Source organism: Flavobacterium sp., assembly GCF_027490375.1.
GTDB lineage: Bacteria > Bacteroidota > Bacteroidia > Flavobacteriales > Flavobacteriaceae > Flavobacterium.
This window is the reverse complement of sequence record NZ_JAIXYH010000070.1, coordinates 1-17,684: the sequence shown is the minus strand read 5'-3', so window position 1 is coordinate 17,684 and position 17,684 is coordinate 1. Positions and strand designations below refer to the sequence as shown.

The following is a 17,684-nucleotide window of genomic DNA, read 5'->3' as shown; positions in this document are numbered from 1 at the left end:
AGCATGTAGTGGCGCCGCCGCGCTTTACGCTGTATAAAACGCACTGCCGTTTGCATTTGCACGCATCGGCAAGGCTCATAAAATCGCCTCACCACCGCGGCAAATCGCAAAACAGCAGTTTTGTTTTATGCTGCTGCAATCGCTAACGCGAAATATCGTTCTAACGTTTCTCAGTAATTTTAACTTGGTTCTATTTCTGGGTTAAAAACCCGCATTTTACGGTCTTTTTCTACTCATTTTTAGGCTTATTCTTAACGTTTGTTTACAAGTGTACAAGCATTTGTTGCCGTATTTTTGTAGTAAATCTAGTGTATCATGTGTGCTAAAAGAAAATCCGATGTTCTCGAAATCGACGATAACTATATCATCGAAAAATATATGGATAGCGTCCTTTCTGGCGCCGACCACCACAAAAACGTTTACCTTTTTTGTAAACACAACGGAATAGAAGAAGCAACTTTTTACAGCTTTTTCGGTTCGCTCGACGGCGTGAAAGCGGCCATCTGGACAAAGATGTTCGACAATGCCGAAACTGCCCTTCGATCCGATGCGCAATACGAAAACTACGACGCCAAAACAAAACTCTTGTCTTTGTTCTATACCTTGTTCGAAATTTTTGCGCTGAATCGCAGTTACCTACTCGAAACAGTAAAAAAGGAACAGTATAAACTAAAAGATTTAGAACAACTCAAAGCGTTTCGCAAGCGTTTCAAAACTTTTGTCGACGGTATTCAGGCATACGACAATCAAAGCATTCCCGATAAATTTCGCCAACGCGCTAAACCACTTTACAGCGAAGGCGCCTGGATTCAATTCCTGCTCCTTTTCCGTTTCTGGCTCTCCGACGAGTCGCCTAAAGCGCAAAAAACCGACATCCTGATCGAAAAATCCGTCAATGCAGCCACCGATTTACTCGACATTAAACCCATAGAAAGCTTGTTTGACCTAGGTAAATTCCTTTGGAAGGAAGGAAACATGCGATGAAAACACTCGATAAAATTCCAACTACCAAAATTGAACGCGCTTCGCAACTCGTAAAAACAGGTTTTAAAGTGGGTACAAATTACTTGTCCTACTACGGCGAAAAACTAGTAAATCCCGACTTATCGCGCGATAAACTCAACGAGAACAACGCCGCCGATATTTACGATGGTTTAAAAAACTTAAAAGGTTCGGCCTTAAAAGTGGCGCAAATGCTCAGCATGGATAAAAATATCATGCCGCGCGCCTATGTCGAGAAATTCTCTCTTGCACAGTTTTCGGTGCCACCACTGTCAGCTCCCTTAGTTCGGAAAACCTTTAAAACCTACTTAGGGAAATATCCAGAAGAAATATTCGACACGTTTACGCCCGATTCGGTCAATGCTGCTAGTATTGGTCAGGTGCACCGTGCTTCAATCGGCGAAAAACAACTTGCAGTAAAAATTCAATATCCCGGTGTTGCCGAAAGCATTAGCTCCGATTTAGCCATCGTGAAGCCATTCGCAATTCGAATGTTTAACCTACAAGGCAAAGATTCAGATCGGTATTTTAAAGAAGTGGAAGACAAACTTCTCGAAGAAACCGACTATAAATTAGAGTTACGTCAAGGTCAAGAGATTTCGAAAGCTTGTGCACAAATTCCAAACCTGAAATTCCCGAAATATTATCCCGAATATTCCTCGGCAAAAACCTTAGCCATGGATTGGATGGAAGGCGAACACCTTTCTGAATTCTGTGCCCGAAACACCGACACCGAACTCGGAAACAAGCTGGGCCAAGCGCTTTGGGACTTTTATATGTTTCAAATGCACGGCTTGAAAAGCGTTCATGCCGATCCGCATCCAGGGAACTTCTTGGTGAGTCCAGATAACGAACTAATTGCAATCGATTTTGGTTGCATCAAACGAGTCCCAGATAGTTTCTATTATCCGTACTTCGAATTGGCAAACCCAGAATTAATTGATGATCCGAAACGTTTCGACGAAAAATTATACGAGCTAGAAATTTTACGTACCGACGATACCCAAGAAGAAGTCGTGTATTTCACCTCGCTCTTTCGACGCTTGATGAAAGTATTTACGCAACCGTTTCACGGAAGTAGTTTCGATTTCTCAGATCCGGCTTTCTTTGACCAAATTGCCGCACTTAGCGAAGAATTTAGCAAGGATACACAAATTAGAAAAATGAACGGAAACCGCGGTTCACAACACTTTATCTACATCAATCGAACCTTTTTTGGATTGTACAATTTGTTATTCGACTTAAAAGCTGCGGTCGATACACAATATTATCAAAAATATATCGTTTAAAAAGTGTTAGTTTGGTGGTTAGTTAGTTTGTAAAGGCGGGATTTCTTTCGGAAATTACCGCCTTTATTTTTGATCATGCTCGAAATTCAAAACGTTTCCTTCTCTTTTTCCAATCAGCTGATTATCGATAAGCTTGCCCTCGATTTACCGAGCGGTAAACACCTGGCTGTACTGGGCGAAAGCGGTTCGGGCAAAAGCACCTTACTGAAACTCATTTACGGCATTTACGACTGCCAAGACGGTCAAATTGTATTCGATAACCAAAAAATAAAAGGTCCAAAACAACAACTTATTCCCGGACATCCCAATATTAAGTACGTTCCGCAAGACTTCGAACTTAATTGGTATGCTACCGTTGCCGAGAATATCGGTACGTTTCTTTCTTATGCAACTCCTGCAAAACGAAACGACATTATAGCCGACTTGTTACAACGCTTCGACTTAACCGACGTTGCCTCCAAAAGGGCAATCGATTTAAGTGGCGGACAAAAACAACGAACGGCACTTGCAAAATCCTTAGCAATAAACCCAAAATTACTATTGCTCGACGAGCCGTTTAGCAACATCGATACCGCCCGGCGCAATCCCATCCGAAGAGCGCTTTTCGATTACGCAAACGAAAACCAAATTGCCGTAATCTTAGCAACGCACGATCCCGACGACGCTTTAGCATTTACCGATTTCACACTTATTCTCCATCGCGGAAAAGCACTTCAATTTGGTTATTCTTTTGAAGTCTACAATGCGCCAAAAAAACCCACAGTCGCTGCACTGTATTCCGATTTTACGCTCTTCCGCGAAACCGATTCAACCCGTGAAATTATCGTTTATCCACATGAGTTTTCAGTGGTTCCACAAAGTAACATACAAGTTGTCGTTAAAAATTGCTACCAGCAACGATCTCAGTTCTTAGTGCAGGCACATACAAGCCAAAGTGAAGTGTTTTTCTACAGTCAAACACCTTTCCAACCCAACACAATTTTATGTATAGAAGTACATCCAGACGCACAAAAACGCCGGCAACCACAACAATTTTAGTGTCGTAAATCAATCGAGCAATCGGTTCTTAGCGCAAATTTATTTATCGCAGGTTCAATTTTAACAATTCCGAAATTTTTGGCTACTTTAGTACTTTCAAATTGTTATAATCTAAATTTTTCTAATGTATAATTCGAAAATCGCAGGTTTGGGTTTTTACGTGCCTGAAAACATCGTGACAAATGCAGATTTGTCCAAACTAATGGATACCAGCAACGAGTGGATTATCGAGCGCACCGGTATCGAGGAGCGCCGCCACATCGTTAGAGGTCAAGATACCACTACATCCATGGGCGTAAAGGCCGCTAAAATTGCCATAGAACGCGCCAACATTTCAAAAGATGATATCGATTTTATCGTATTCGCTACGCTTAGTCCAGATTACTATTTTCCGGGGCCAGGTGTTTTGGTACAAAAAGAACTCGGCTTGAAAACCGTCGGAGCACTCGATGTTCGTAATCAGTGTTCGGGTTTTGTTTATGCACTTTCTGTGGCCGATCAGTTTATTAAAACAGGTATGTACAAGAATATATTGGTCATTGGTTCCGAAGTTCATTCAACGGGCTTAGACATGACTACGCGAGGTCGCGGCGTATCAGTGATTTTTGGCGATGGGGCAGGAGCTGCCGTAGTTTCTCGCAGTACCGACGACAGCAAGATTTTATCAACGCACCTCCACAGCGAAGGCCAACATGCCGAAGAATTAATTGTTAAAGCACCGGGCATGGGCGGGCGTTGGGTTTCCGATATCGTTGCCGATAACGATCCAAACGACGAAAGTTATATGCCGTATATGAACGGACAATTCGTGTTCAAAAACGCCGTTGTGCGCTTTGCCGAAGTAATCAACGAAGGTCTCGAAGCCAATCAGCTAAAAGTGTCCGATATCAATATGCTGATTCCACACCAAGCAAATCTTCGCATTTCACAGTTCATCCAGCAAAAGTTTGGTCTCGCCGATAGTCAAGTGTTCAACAACATTCAGCGATACGGCAACACAACCGCTGCTTCGGTACCAATTGCTCTTACAGAAGCTTGGGAAGCAGGCAAAATCCAAAAAGGCGATTTGGTTGTATTGGCGGCTTTTGGAAGTGGTTTCACTTGGGCATCGGCAATTATTCGCTGGTAATCCAAATTATTTGGTAATTCTAAATCCGATGGTTTTTCAATCATCGGATTTTTTTATTTGGGCGTTCCGGCGCTACGGGTTTGCTTCGCAGTTGTTTCGTGGCGCCGTCGGTTGCTTGTTGCAATAAATGTCCGGTAACCGGCAAGTTGCAGCGCAGTAGCGTGGCTTCCGCCGGTCGCCCGCTACTGCGGCAACTTTAACCGTTTCCCCGTCATTTATTTCCACGCCGCCACCTAACGCGAGAAAAAGTGCATAAAAAAAGCTCCGAATTTCGGAGCTTTTTTTGATTGTTATCTGATCAACGAGAAGTGCGATTTATACTCTTTCAGAACGCCATTTTCAACGTACTGAATCGTGAACCAGTAATCGGTTCCAGGTAGTGGCTGTCCAGCTACCGTTCCATCCCAACCATCGCCATCAGTATAGATTTGCGTAAGGAATCTTCCAAAACGATCGTAAATGAAAACTTGCGCAGGATTCGAAGGATCAAAACCTTTGATCGTCCAACGATCATTAATACCATCACCGTTTGGTGTAAAGTACTTCATGCTGTCAACCAATTCGATGGTAATAGGCAATGGCAACGAGCCGCAACCATTTACGTCAGAAACTACAATTTCATGAACACCCGATGGTACGTTGGTAAATACATTACTGCTCTGTGCCGGTTGGCCATCAATCGAGTACAAGAATTTAGTGCCATCATCGGCTGGATTTGTAAGTACACGAATAGTCTGACTGTTCGTAAACCAACCCAAAGTTTCAAAACTAACCTCGGCAGGTCGAGCCGATTCAATTACTGTTACCGGAATTGGAGTTGATTCACAACCTGTGATACCTTGTGCAGTTATTACCAATTGGTAAGCTCCAGCAGCTGTTGGGCTGAAGTTTGGAGTTGTAGCCACAGTATCGCCAGCAGCATTGGTCCAATTGAAATTATAGAAAGACGAACTGTAACCACTTTCAATCACAGGTAAAGTGATTTGTCCTGTTACAACGTCAGTACAGATAGTTCCTGAAAGTGGATCTGAAGCCGGCTGTGGAATTACTGTTATGGTTACTGGTTCGATGTCTTCACAACCAGAAGTACTGCCATCGCTAACTCTTACGTAAACCGTATTTAAAGACGTATCGGTTAAAGGTCCGTTGTCTGTAATTATTTCATTGGTCTGGAAATCAGCATCATCAGGTGAAGGATAGTATTCAACACTGTAGAAAGTTGGGTCTTGGCTACCAAGGATAGTTGCTGTTAACGTATCTAAATCAAATCCAGTGATAAAGTCATTTGGATTCGCATCCGAATCACAAACTCGCAGTAAGCTTTGTGGCACCGGATTCGCTACTGCTGCTGGATTTACCGTTACAATAAAACTTGTTTCGCTCGAACAAGCAGGTGTAAATGGTGCAATACCGTATACGTAAATTGTTCTAGTTGAGTTTATGACCGTTCCAACGGGTATCTCACCACCGCCGCCATTTGGCGCGTTATAGTAAGCAGCTCCTGGAGTATTCAGAGGTAGTAGGGTGTATGATCCACAAACCGTAACGTCAGGAACTTCATCCACATTGTAGAATGTAATATTGAATGACTCATTCGCCGACGCACATGTATTTGGAGCAGTTCCGTTTACCGCATAAACATACACTTGAGCATTAGAAGTATAAATAGTGCCAGGATTTATTACGCCGCCTGTACCATTTGGTCCTGCATAGTAGTTTGCACCAGGAGTAGTTAAGTTTGGCAACGCGTAAGAAGTTGCGCAAGTATTTATATTCTGAATATCTGCAGGATTAATAATTGGTGTGGTTGTAATCGTGATGTTGAATGCTTCCTCATCGGTACAGTTTGGAACAGTTCCGGTGTCAGCGTAAGCATAAATTGTGGTTGAGTTTGAAATTGAATTTCCAGCAAATAATTCAGTGTTTGCAGCATTTGATGGTCCACCTGGTTGGGTAAACCAGCGTGTAGCAGGTGCAGGTGGCGCTGGTAAAATGTACGTATCACAAGCAAAAGCTGGAGCAATTGCTGCTACTACAGGCGAATTATTGATGGTAATAACAAACGGCTCATCATCAAAACAAATTTGTGTAGCGGTTGTCCCAGATTCTGCGTAAGCATATAAAGTTGTTGTAACTATTACATTGAATCCAGCCAATCGCTCAACGTTACCAGGTACTGTTGGTCCGCCTGGTAAGGTAAACCATCTTGTAGCTGGTGCAGGTGGAGCAAGTAATGTATAAGAATCACAAACGGTAACCGGAGCAATCGGTGCTACAACTGGTGTGTTGTAAATCGTTATGCTTAAAGGCTCATATTCAAAACAGTTCGGGACAGTTGCAGTTTCTGCGTAGGCATAAATTGTTGTAGAAGCATTTATTGTAGTGCCAACAGTTATCTCTGTTCCCGTTCCCGTATTATCGGTGAACCACTTTGTTGCAGGTGCAGGAGGCGCTGGTACTATATAGCTATCGCAAGCATATATTGCAGCTTGTGCAGGAATGTTTGGTGTTTGATTTATTGTAATTACAAAAGGCTCATCGTCAAAACAAATTTGTGTGGCAGCAGTACCCGATTCTGCATAAGCATATAAGGTAGTTGTGGTAGTCACATTGAAACCAGGTAAACGTTCAACATTATTAGTTACAGTTGGTCCTCCTGGCAAAGTAAACCATCTTGTAGCTGGTGCCGGAGGTGCTGGTAGAATGTATGAATCACATTGCGTTACCGGAGTAATAGGTGCTACCGTTGGTGTTTGATAGATAGTAACGGTAAAAGAATCTTCGTCTGAACAAGCAATACGGTTATTGTTTTCAGCGTAAACATAATACGTGTTAGTACCTACTGGCGGTGCAAAGCCGGCAGCTAATGCGGTACCCGTTCCGTTAGGTCCATTAGGTGCGGTGTAATAAGTTCCCGGACCAACGATAGCCGGAAGAACATAATTATCAGTGTCGCATTTAAATACATCCGCAACGTCGGTTACCGTTGTATTGGTTACAAATACGTCGATACTATACTCTTGGAAACAAGTGTTGCCTGGTTCACTACTACTAGAATAGACATAGATTGTGTTATCGGACGTAATTTCAAATCCCTCTGGTAATACAGGATTAGAAGCCGATGGTCCACCAGGATTATCATAATACTCACCGAAAGCCAAGTTATCCAGGACAAATGGTTGGTTGCATCGAATTACTTCCTGCGGTCTCGGAGAAATTTGTGGTGATTGATTAACGGTAACTGTAAATTCTTCTTCTACAAAACAGCCAGCGGCAGCACCTTGCTTGTAATAATATAAGGTGGTTACTCCAGGTGTTGTGATAGGAAAACCAACCGGGCGCACAGATCCCGTGCCTCCTGGTGCTGTTCTGTACTGTCCGCCTAAGCCAAGCTCCGGTAGTGTGTAAATATCACATACTGGACCAACGTCGGGAATTGTTGGTAGTGCTGCTACGTTTACAGTAACATCGAAACTAAGATTATCTAAACAGCTTTGCCCAGGTACATAAATATAAACGGTTGTTAGCGGTGCACTAAGAGTAGCAGGAAGTGTAATAACATTTCCACCGCCTGCTGGGGCGTCACGGTACTCTCCAAAAGGTGGTGGAGGTAAGGCATAACTAGAACATGAATTAACATCGGCTGGTGGAGTAATACTGCTGAATCCGATAGTAACTGTAAAAGATTTTTCAGAAGTACAATTTACCGGTGAGGTATTTGACTCTTTGTAAACATAAATTGTACGAACACCTACTGTATTAATAATGGTATTTGGTGATACAATACCCCCAGTTTTGTTCGGGCCGTTATAATACGTTCCTCCATTACCTGCTGGCGGTAAAGTATAACTTGAACATGCAAATTGATTGTCATAATCCGGTAGTGGAGTGAAAGGAATTACATTAATAGTAAACGGTCGGTTAATGACGCACGGTGGCGATACAGTGTTGTCAGTAAAAACAACGAATAAATTGTTTACTGCATTTGTAAGTTCTGATCCCTCTGCAATTGGTGTTCCTGTACCATTCGGATTGTTGTAATAATCTCCATAAGGAAGTGTCGGTAAACTATACGAAGTACAAACTGTTTCATCATCAGGTGTGATAGCAGTTAAATTTGCAATAGTGATAGTAAAATTGCTTGAACCTGGACAACCTCCTGTGTTATTCCAAATGTGAACCGTAGTGTTTGTGGTAAAAGTTGTACCAGCATTGATAACTGTACCTCCTCCGTTCGCTGCAGTGCGATATTGTGAGCCCGCGAAAGTTAGCGGAGGCAGTGTGTACGATGTACATACCACAACATCTGGAAAATCGTCAACTTGTGCCAATGGAGTCACCGTTAGACTGAATTGCGTAGTAGTGAAACACGATGGGTCTGAAGCATTTTGTATCCGGACATAAAATATTCTGCTTACAGAGGCAAGAACACCATTCACTGGGTTTAATCGGGCAGTTGTATTATTAATAGTAGAGCTTGCACCCGCTGCGGTACTATGAAATGTAACTGTATAAGCGGTCGGGTCTTGGCTTCCTAAAACAACATTAGTATAGCTTATAGGTGGATTTAAAGCAGGATTTGTAGTTAGAGTTGCTAAGTTAATATTTGCTCGTGGTGGATTTTCTGTTGAATTCCGAGCACAAATTGTTATGTTTTGTGGAGTTGCAGCAATTACAGGAGCTGCAATAATGCGCAGCGTAAAAGTTCGCACCACGTAACAGGGCGTTCCGTTGGCTTGAATGCGCACGTAAATAACTTTGTTATTCGGGTTTGATGGTATGCTGTAACTCAACGGCAATGCATTTGTAGTAAGTCCTGCATCAGCAGCAGCCTGAGTTTCATAATACCGAATAATAGTATCCGCCGGCAAGTCATCTGCTGCCGCGGCAGTATTGTTTGATAAGATAATCGGCGTATTTTTTGACAAATCAAAAGTGTAATTCGTTGCTCCAGTATCGCATACATGAATGTTTGGAACTGTAGCTAAAGCGTTAATTGTTGGGTATAAGAACACTATAATTTCATCGGTAATAGCAGTACAGAGAGGTTCTACGTATGTTACGCTAAATCTGTTTTCTCCTGCAACAAGCGGACTTATACTTGGATTTCCCTGAAGAACTAATGTAGAATTTGTAGCTCCTGCTATAGTTGTTCCGTTCTGTGCCCAAGTATATGTAGTTCCTGCTAAAAGCCCAGCTGCGTTTAATGTCGGCAGCGTGGCACCCGCGCAAATCGCGTTGTTGTTTGCAGGTACGTAATCGATTCCCAATACATTTTGCCCAACATTTAAACTATTCGCCTCTAGGAATATGGCAGAATCAAAGTTGGTGTTGTCGTTACCGTCGGCAATTACAATTTTAATTACATATATATGATTTGTATTTAATCCTGTAGCAGAAGCTGTTAAAGGAATAGTTTGGCCATTGTAATTAATAGCAGGGCCAAAACCAGGGCCGTTAAAAGCTCCGAAAAAGGACTCATTTTCACTAGTACACAACGGGTTGTATTCGTTATCGCGAATAGTAGCTACCGAAACCGCAGTGTTACCGTTTATTACGGCAAGGTTTATACCATTTGTAAGACCAGGATCTAGTGTCTTATTGTAAAGAATGAAAGCAAATGCGTCCGAGAAATCACACTGTGAAGTACCGTATTCTTCCGATGCAAAAACAAATCGAAAATCGAACGAAGGTGTTTTCGGAGTAAATTCGAAAGTGAGCGATGTCGCATTAATTGAGTTAATGCTTACCCCATTTTGCGAAAGCAGTATGTTTTCAAGGGTTGTATCACCTGGCCAAGTATTTGAACCATCACTCAATGTAGTGTTGTTCGGACTTGGGCTGTTTAATACATTACCAGTTGTTAGGATTACCCCTCTGGAAAACGGAAAGTTTGGGTTTAGATTTTCGAAATAACCAATACCATTCGTTGATCCAAAGTTTGTTCCCGTACTTGCAACTACGTTCTGAGCTGCAACACAAGGCGAGTTAATCAAAACATCGTTTACGAGTTGTGCGGGGGTATAGGTTGTCGCATCGACAGTTATTCCCTGCGAAAAACCCATTAAACAACTTAAAAACGCCAATAAAATAAATGTCTTTTTCATAAAAACACAGAATATTTGAAGTTAGCAAACATAGCTAAAAATTTAATAATTAACTGGAATTTGGGAATTTTAGCAATTGTTAATTTTTATGCACAGCTCAGCATAAGGTCTGTAAACGATTGCTTCAATCTTTAATTTCTACCGACAATCCTACTTTTAACTCGCGTGCCGTGTAATTCCTGCTTGAATATTACTGTGACTTAAGGCGGTGTCGACCCAAGATTCCGCTTAAATTTGAATTCATAGTTAAAAAGTAAAATTCTTCTTTAAATCGATTCTTATTACTATTAAAACGAGCGCGCAATTCAATTATATTTGCAGCCTCAAAAAAATCGCAATGATTACTCTGAAACAGCAAATAGAAGCCACTGTTACTGAATGCATTCAGTCCGTGTTTTCCAATATTGACGCCATTCCGCTCGAAGTTCAACTAACTAAAAAAGAGTTTGAGGGCGATTTTACCGTCGTACTTTTCCCACTCGTTAAAGCCTTAAAGCTCGCACCAGCACAAATTGGAGAACAGCTCGGAGCCTTATTGCTTGAAAAATCATCGCTCTTCAAAAGCTATAACATTGTTTCGGGTTTCTTAAACCTTACACTACAAGAAAGAGCATTCACCGAGACATTTTCGCATATTTTCGCAGATTCTAATTTCGGTTCGCATCCAATTTCTTCAGAAGGTGGCGCTATCGTAGAGTTTTCTTCACCAAACACAAACAAACCGCTTCACTTAGGTCATATTCGAAATATCTTGCTCGGTTTTTCGGTATCGCGAATTTTAGAAGCGGCAGGAAAAAAAGTACATAAAACGCAAATTATAAACGATCGCGGCATACATATATGTAAGTCGATGTTGGCTTGGCAACGTTTTGGCAACGGCGAAACAGCACAAACTGCCCAAATGAAAGGCGATCATTTTGTCGGAAAATACTACGTGCAGTTTAATATTGCTTACGAAGAAGAAATAAAAGCGCTTGAGGCAAATGGCCTAACTAAAGATGAAGCTAAAAAGCAAGCACCTATTTTTCTCGAAGCACAAGACATGCTTCGCAAATGGGAAGCCGGCGATGCCGAAGTTGTTTCTTTGTGGAAAACCATGAATCAATGGGTTTACGAAGGTTTTGAAACGACTTATCGCGATTTAGAAGTAGATTTCGACTCGTATTATTACGAAAGTGAAACCTATCTGCTCGGGAAGTCGGTTGTAACTTTAGGTTTGGAAAAAGGCGTTTTTGAACAAGATCCCGACGGCTCGGTTTGGATTGACTTAACCGCCGACGGTCTCGATCGTAAAATCGTTCTTCGTGCCGACGGAACTGCCGTTTATATGACGCAGGACATAGGTACTGCTATTCAACGCATGAAAGATCAGCCAGGTATGGACCAAATGATCTTTACCGTTGGAAACGAACAAGATTATCACTTTAAAGTCCTATTCCTGATTTTAAAGAAGTTAGGTTTTAGCTGGGCCAATCAGTTGCATCACTTATCTTACGGCATGGTTGATTTGCCTACCGGAAAAATGAAATCGCGCGAAGGTATCGTTGTTGATGCCGATGATCTAATTGCCGAAGTAATCGACACCGCAACGGCTATTTCACAAGAACTCGGAAAACTCGACGGTTATTCCGAAGAAGAAAAGTCGGCCTTATACCGAACAATTGGCTTAGGCGCAATGAAGTACTTCTTGTTGAAAATCGATCCGAAGAAGAAAATCACTTACAATCCAAAAGAATCTGTCGATTTTAACGGAAATACCGGACCTTTTATTCAGTATGCGCACGCACGTATCCAGTCGATTTTACGCAAAGCAGGCAGTATCCCAACTACCTTAGCAGTTGTTTCAACGCTCGATGCAAAAGAAATCGAGTTAATTAAAGTTTTGGAAGATTTTCCAGCAGTGGTAAAAGTTGCTGCCGCAGAATTGAGTCCGGCGCTAATTGCAAACTATGCCTTCGATTTGGTGAAAGCATACAACAGTTTCTACCAATCGGTTTCTATTTTAGGTGAAAGCGACGAAAATACGCGAACGTTCCGTGTACAGTTGAGTGCAAAAACAGCAGAAGTTATAAAGAAAGCCTTGTATTTGTTGGGGATTCAGTCGCCCGAACGCATGTAAATCACCCCAATGCAGCAATCGAGTTTTTTTAAATCATTTCTGATTTTATTCTTTGCAGCCATTTTGTTTGTGGTTGCCAAACCGTATTTGCCTAAAAAGTTGTTTCCCGAACAACGAGCAACGGCAAATCAAGTTGTCGACAGCACGGTTATTGAAGCTATTTCGGAAGCGGAAGCCACCGATGAACTTAACTATGCCGAAGCAGATTCTATGGGGAATCAGCCAATTGTTTATGTCGATGAGTCTGGCATTCAGTTTCCGTCTGAAACCGCGCAATCATACACCGGAAATCAACATTTGATTTCGTTTTATAAAAAACTTCGCTTACTCGAATCCAATCCCAATCAGTCGGTACGTATTGCTTATTTTGGCGATTCGATGACCGATGGCGACTTAATCGTTCAAGACTTGCGTTCGGCATTTCAATCGCAGTTCGGCGGAACAGGTGTTGGTTTCGTTCCTCTTGTATCTGAATCTGCGGGTAGCAGAAGTTCCGTAAAGCACAGTTTTGGAGGTAGTTGGAAAGATCAGAATTTCGTGACTTCGAAATACAGCCGATACACTTTTGGAATCAACGGACATGTTTTTTATCCCACAGACAGCTTGGCGTGGGTACGTTATGAAGCAGGCCGACAAGCCAATGTGGCATCGCTACCTAATCCGACACTCTTCTACGGGAGTTCAAGAAAAAACGGCCGCTTGAAAGTCACCTACGGAAAAGATAGTTTGTGGTATAAATTAGATGGTAATCTAGCGCTCAACACACTTCGTATAGGTAAGTCGGATTTAAAGAAATTCAGAGCCGATTTTATCGAAGCCGATTCCATTCCAATCTACGGATTTAATTTCGACAACGGAAAAGGCGTTCACATCGACAACTTTTCGCAACGCGGAAACTCAGGTATGCCGCTGGCAAAGCTAAATCCACAATTGCTTAACCAATTTCAAAAAAAGTTGGGCTACGATTTAATTATTCTGCATTACGGCACGAATGTTCTGAATTACGGAACTAAAAATTACAATTGGTATCAACGCGGCATGCAAAAAGCCATCGCTAATTTACGAGCAGGTTTTCCCGGCGTTCCCATTTTACTGATTTCCGCCGCCGATAAAGCAACAAAGTACGATATGGAAATGCGTACCGATTCGGCTGTAGTGCCTTTAACACTCGCACAACGAAAATTAGCTGTAGAAACACGAAGCGGATTTATAAATCTGTTCGAACTAATGGGCGGCAACGGAAGTATGGTTCGTTGGGTCGACGAAGTTCCGGCCTTAGCCAATAAAGATTATACGCACTTTAATTTCCGCGGAGCAAAGAAGGTTGCCTCGCTGTTCTATCAAAAATTACAAAGTGGTTTTATTACATATAAACGATTAAAAAGTAAAGTCGCTACTGAGGCCGTGTTGCCTGAAAACGACAGCATTCCTGATGAAGAAATGTAGCCTCATATTGTTGCTTTTCTTCGGATTTATCTTCTCAGGAAAAGCTCAGGTAACGGATACAACCGACGTTGAATCCGCTGTCGCAGAAGATATCGTTGCCGTTCCAATCGTAATTCCTGAAAACGGATTAAAGAATCCGAAAGCCATTGCTAAATTCCTGAAAACTTTGCAGCAACGCGAAACAGACGGTTTTTTAAGCGAGCGTGTGCACGTTTTTCACATTGGTGACTCGCACATTCAAGCCGATTTACAAACCGATAAAACGCGAACACTACTTCAGGAAACCTACGGAAACGGCGGACGTGGCTTCATTTTTCCTCACCGTTTAGCGCGAACTAACGGTTCATCAGACGTTTCGTTTGAGTCGGCAAACAATTTTTCAGCGCAACGCATTATAAATGGTGGCAATGCCTACATGGGTTTAAGCGGTATTTCGCTGAGTAGCAAAGAGCGCCCCTGTGCCGTGAAAGTTAGTTTGAAAGACAGTTCCGATGCATTCGACCTCGTACGCATTGTGCAGCCAAAAAGTACGGCACGTTGGCAGTTTTCTGCGGGAAAGACGCTAGAAAGCAAAAAAGTGATTGTACCAAAACCGCGCATACACAAAATCAAAGACGGCGAAGTTTTGGGAAGCATTGCTCGTAAATACGGAATCTCGGTTAGTCAGCTTAAAAAAATAAATCGTTTGAAATCCGATCGAATTCGCGCTGGTAAAACGCTGATTGTTAGCAAGTCGGAAAATCGTACAAGAAGTATAAAAAAGTATAAGTACGCCACGGTCGATTTCAACGCAAGTGAAACGTGGACATCCAAAGAGTTTGATCAAGCGCTGCAATTTGAAGTTTTTACAGATTCAGACGACACTTCTGCTTTAAACGGATTTATGTTGGAAAATTCCGACGGCGGCATTATCTACAGCAGTGTGGGCGTTAACGGTGCTAAATTCTCCGATTACAACCAAAGCCCGTTGTTCTTCCAGCAGTTACTGGCAACTTCGCCCGATTTGTTAGTACTTTCTTTAGGAACCAACGAAAGTTTCGATCACCAATCGGCTTCAACGTATATCAATCATCTTACTACGTTCATTCAAAATTGTCGAAGTATCCATCCCGATATCGAAATTTTGGTGTGCACGCCTCCGCCTTCGTTGTTTAAAAGACGATACAAAAACACGTACGTGGAAAGCTATGCGAATGCACTGTTGTTAAATGCCGAGTTATTGCGCTACGCCGTATGGGACGGATACACACAGTTGGGTGGCGGAAATGCCGTAAGTAGAAATTATAAAAGAGGATTAATGGCCGCCGATCGCGTGCACTATTCCAAATTAGGTTACGAAATACAAGGAACGTTGTTGGCCGAAGCGATTATCCGCCAAGCCAATCAATACGCAAAATCAGTAGGTCAGTAAGTATGCAGGATTTTACAAAATATATCACGGATTTTTTCACATGCTCTTCCGCCGATGTAGCGCAGTGGTTTACCTTCGATCCGAAAAGTCCGATTTTATTCAATACTGCACTCTTTTTGGGCTTGTTTCTGATTTTTTATCCCATTTACATCCTAACACTGCGACTAAAAACATACCACTTGCGCAATTTGTACGTGTTCTTGTTTTCGCTGTTTTTCTATTACAAATCAAGCGGTCACTATTTCGGCTTACTGTTGCTTAGCGGTGTGATCGACTACAATTTAGCCAAACTCCTGTACGAAGAAAAGTTACAGTCGTTCCGAAAGTTCTATTTGGTACTGAGTGTTGTTTTAAATCTCGGATTTCTCGGTTATTTCAAGTACAGCAACTTTTTAATCGATAACTACAACCAGTGGTTTGAAGGCAATTTAGCGTTTCAAGATATTATTCTTCCGGTCGGAATTTCGTTTTATACCTTCCAATCGATGAGCTACATCATCGATATCTATCGCCGTGAAATTACGCCTACTAAAAACATACTCGATTACATGTTTTTTGTGTCGTTTTTTCCGCAACTGGTTGCCGGTCCGATTGTTCGAGCCTCGGAGTTTTTACCGCAGATTTACAAGAAAATTACCCTCAACAGTTCCGACTTAAATCACGCGTTGTTTTTAATCATTGGCGGATTAATCAAGAAAACAGTTGTATCCGATTTTATCTCCTTAAATTTTGTCGATCGTGTGTTCGATTCGCCGAGCAGCTATACGGCCTTCGAGAATTTATTGGCGTCGTACGGCTACGCTATACAAATTTATTGCGATTTTTCGGGCTATTCCGACATGGCTATCGGTATTGCACTACTAATGGGATTCCGCTTGTCGGTAAACTTCCGCACACCGTATAAGTCGGCCTCGATAACCGAATTCTGGCGTCGTTGGCATATATCGTTATCTACCTGGTTGCGCGATTACTTGTACATTTCTATGGGTGGAAACCGCAAAGGAAAGTTCCGCATGTACTTTAATTTGTTTATGACGATGCTTCTCGGCGGACTCTGGCATGGTGCGAGCTGGAAGTTCGTTATTTGGGGCGTTTTACACGGTTTAGCCTTGGTTGTAGAGCGCTTGTTCAAGAACGTACTTCACTTACCTAAAAATAGTTTTGTGCGTGTTGTGCAGGTATTGCTTACGTTTCATTTCGTGGTTTTTTGCTGGATTTTCTTCCGCGCGAAAGATTTCGAAACAGCTTTTGAACTGATCGGAAACATTGGTCAGTTGCAATGGAACCCCGAGCAGTATCTCGTAATTTTAGAAGGTTATAGAAACGTGATGTTAGTGATGTTGTTTGGCTTCTTGTGGCATTTTTTACCAAGTCGTTGGTCCGATGGTTTGAAACAAGCTTTCGGTTACTTACCCATTGCCGGCAAAGCATTAATTCTTGCTGCGGTATTTTGGTTGGTTTACGCCAGCAGTTCCGAGGGGCCACAACCGTTTATTTACTTCCAGTTTTAACGAAGCGAGCTACTTTCTTTAAACCGTTTTTTTCAAAATTTTAGTTTCTTTTTTTGGGGGTGCCGGCGGTGCAATCGTAGCGCTTCGCAAACGTTTCACTGAACCGCCGTCGCGCCATCCGCTGTATCTTTCCGGCGAACGTAGGGTGGAAATACCATAACGCCGCAAAGGATGCCGCTGCTGTCGCTCACCCGAAGGAGTTGCAAATGGAAAAAATATAAAAAAATGGAAAAAATGAAAAGAAGCTAAAAAATGGAAAAAAGCTAAAAAATGGAAAAAAGCGAATTCCGATATCTGTTGTAAAGAAAAAGGCACAAAACGTCTTTGCGAACTTTGCGTAAATCTTTGCGCTCTTTGCGGTTAAACCTTCGATAAGAACTGGCACCGACGATGCGCGGATTAGGGTGGGAAAACGATACGTTAAGTGGTGAATGTCATGAAGTCTAGCTTCTAACTTCTATCCCGATAGCTATCGGGACTAGCTTCTCAAAAAATAGCCTTCGACAGGCTCAAGCACCTACGATACGTGGGTTAAGTAGGATAAAACGATACGTTAAGTGGTGAACGTCACGAAGTCTAAATTCTAACTTCTATCCCGATAGCTATCGGGACTAACTTCTAAAAAAGATCCG

The 17,684-nt window shown here is 42.2% G+C and carries 10 protein-coding genes; 8 read left to right on the top strand and 2 right to left on the bottom strand.

Annotated elements, in window-relative coordinates; translation table 11 throughout:
• Positions 1-315 precede the first annotated feature (315 nt).
• From Q0064_RS09495 to Q0064_RS09480, 4 genes are all read left to right on the top strand, one after another.
• Positions 316-984, top strand: coding sequence for a TetR family transcriptional regulator C-terminal domain-containing protein (locus Q0064_RS09495; RefSeq protein WP_298147682.1), 669 nt, complete (start codon positions 316-318; stop codon positions 982-984).
• Complete coding sequence (locus tag Q0064_RS09490) at positions 981-2,291, top strand: AarF/UbiB family protein (protein ID WP_094485016.1); 1,311 nt, start codon at positions 981-983, stop codon at positions 2,289-2,291. The genes Q0064_RS09495 and Q0064_RS09490 overlap by 4 nt, the downstream gene beginning before the upstream one ends.
• Before the next feature lie 75 nt (positions 2,292-2,366).
• Entirely contained in the window at positions 2,367-3,329 is a 963-nt protein-coding gene (locus Q0064_RS09485) for an ABC transporter ATP-binding protein (RefSeq protein ID WP_298147678.1), read from the top strand.
• 124 nt (positions 3,330-3,453) lie between these two features.
• Positions 3,454-4,458, top strand: coding sequence for a beta-ketoacyl-ACP synthase III (locus tag Q0064_RS09480; protein WP_298147675.1), 1,005 nt, complete (start codon positions 3,454-3,456; stop codon positions 4,456-4,458).
• Between the two features lie 290 nt (positions 4,459-4,748).
• Here Q0064_RS09480 and Q0064_RS09475 read toward each other — a convergent pair whose 3' ends face one another.
• Positions 4,749-10,565: a T9SS type B sorting domain-containing protein gene (locus tag Q0064_RS09475; protein WP_298147672.1), complete on the bottom strand. Its 5,817-nt coding sequence runs from the start codon at positions 10,563-10,565 to the stop codon at positions 4,749-4,751.
• A 340-nt stretch (positions 10,566-10,905) separates the two neighbouring features.
• Here Q0064_RS09475 and argS point away from each other — a divergent pair, with 340 nt between their 5' ends.
• From argS to Q0064_RS09455, 4 genes are read left to right on the top strand one after another with little or no spacing between them, the layout of a single operon-like run.
• A complete protein-coding gene (argS, locus tag Q0064_RS09470; protein ID WP_298148042.1) occupies positions 10,906-12,684 on the top strand; it encodes an arginine--tRNA ligase in 1,779 nt (592 codons plus the stop codon).
• A gap of 9 nt (positions 12,685-12,693) precedes the next feature.
• Positions 12,694-14,130, top strand: a complete 1,437-nt coding sequence (locus Q0064_RS09465; RefSeq protein ID WP_298147669.1) for a hypothetical protein — start codon at positions 12,694-12,696, stop codon at positions 14,128-14,130.
• Positions 14,117-15,541 (top strand): LysM peptidoglycan-binding domain-containing protein, encoded by a 1,425-nt coding sequence (locus Q0064_RS09460; RefSeq protein ID WP_298147667.1) that lies wholly within the window; start codon positions 14,117-14,119, stop codon positions 15,539-15,541. The genes Q0064_RS09465 and Q0064_RS09460 overlap by 14 nt, the downstream gene beginning before the upstream one ends.
• Positions 15,542-15,543: 2 nt before the next feature.
• Positions 15,544-17,052 carry an MBOAT family O-acyltransferase gene (locus Q0064_RS09455; protein ID WP_298147664.1) on the top strand — a complete coding sequence of 503 codons (1,509 nt, stop codon included), beginning with the start codon at positions 15,544-15,546 and terminating at the stop codon, positions 17,050-17,052.
• An 18-nt stretch (positions 17,053-17,070) separates the two neighbouring features.
• On the opposite strand, the gene Q0064_RS09450 is transcribed toward Q0064_RS09455, so the two are convergent.
• Positions 17,071-17,367 (bottom strand): hypothetical protein, encoded by a 297-nt coding sequence (locus tag Q0064_RS09450; protein ID WP_298147662.1) that lies wholly within the window; start codon positions 17,365-17,367, stop codon positions 17,071-17,073.
• Positions 17,368-17,684 lie beyond the last annotated feature (317 nt).

Excerpts from the sequence above, each read along its gene's own strand:
- Q0064_RS09495 (WP_298147682.1), top strand. The coding sequence starts at position 316 with ATGTGTGCTAAAAGAAAATCCGATGTTCTCGAAATCGACGATAACTAT.
- Q0064_RS09490 (WP_094485016.1), top strand. The coding sequence starts at position 981 with ATGAAAACACTCGATAAAATTCCAACTACCAAAATTGAACGCGCTTCG.
- Q0064_RS09485 (WP_298147678.1), top strand. The coding sequence starts at position 2,367 with ATGCTCGAAATTCAAAACGTTTCCTTCTCTTTTTCCAATCAGCTGATT.
- Q0064_RS09480 (WP_298147675.1), top strand. The coding sequence starts at position 3,454 with ATGTATAATTCGAAAATCGCAGGTTTGGGTTTTTACGTGCCTGAAAAC.
- Q0064_RS09475 (WP_298147672.1), bottom strand. The coding sequence starts at position 10,565 with ATGAAAAAGACATTTATTTTATTGGCGTTTTTAAGTTGTTTAATGGGT.
- Q0064_RS09465 (WP_298147669.1), top strand. The coding sequence starts at position 12,694 with ATGCAGCAATCGAGTTTTTTTAAATCATTTCTGATTTTATTCTTTGCA.
- Q0064_RS09460 (WP_298147667.1), top strand. The coding sequence starts at position 14,117 with ATGAAGAAATGTAGCCTCATATTGTTGCTTTTCTTCGGATTTATCTTC.
- Q0064_RS09455 (WP_298147664.1), top strand. The coding sequence starts at position 15,544 with ATGCAGGATTTTACAAAATATATCACGGATTTTTTCACATGCTCTTCC.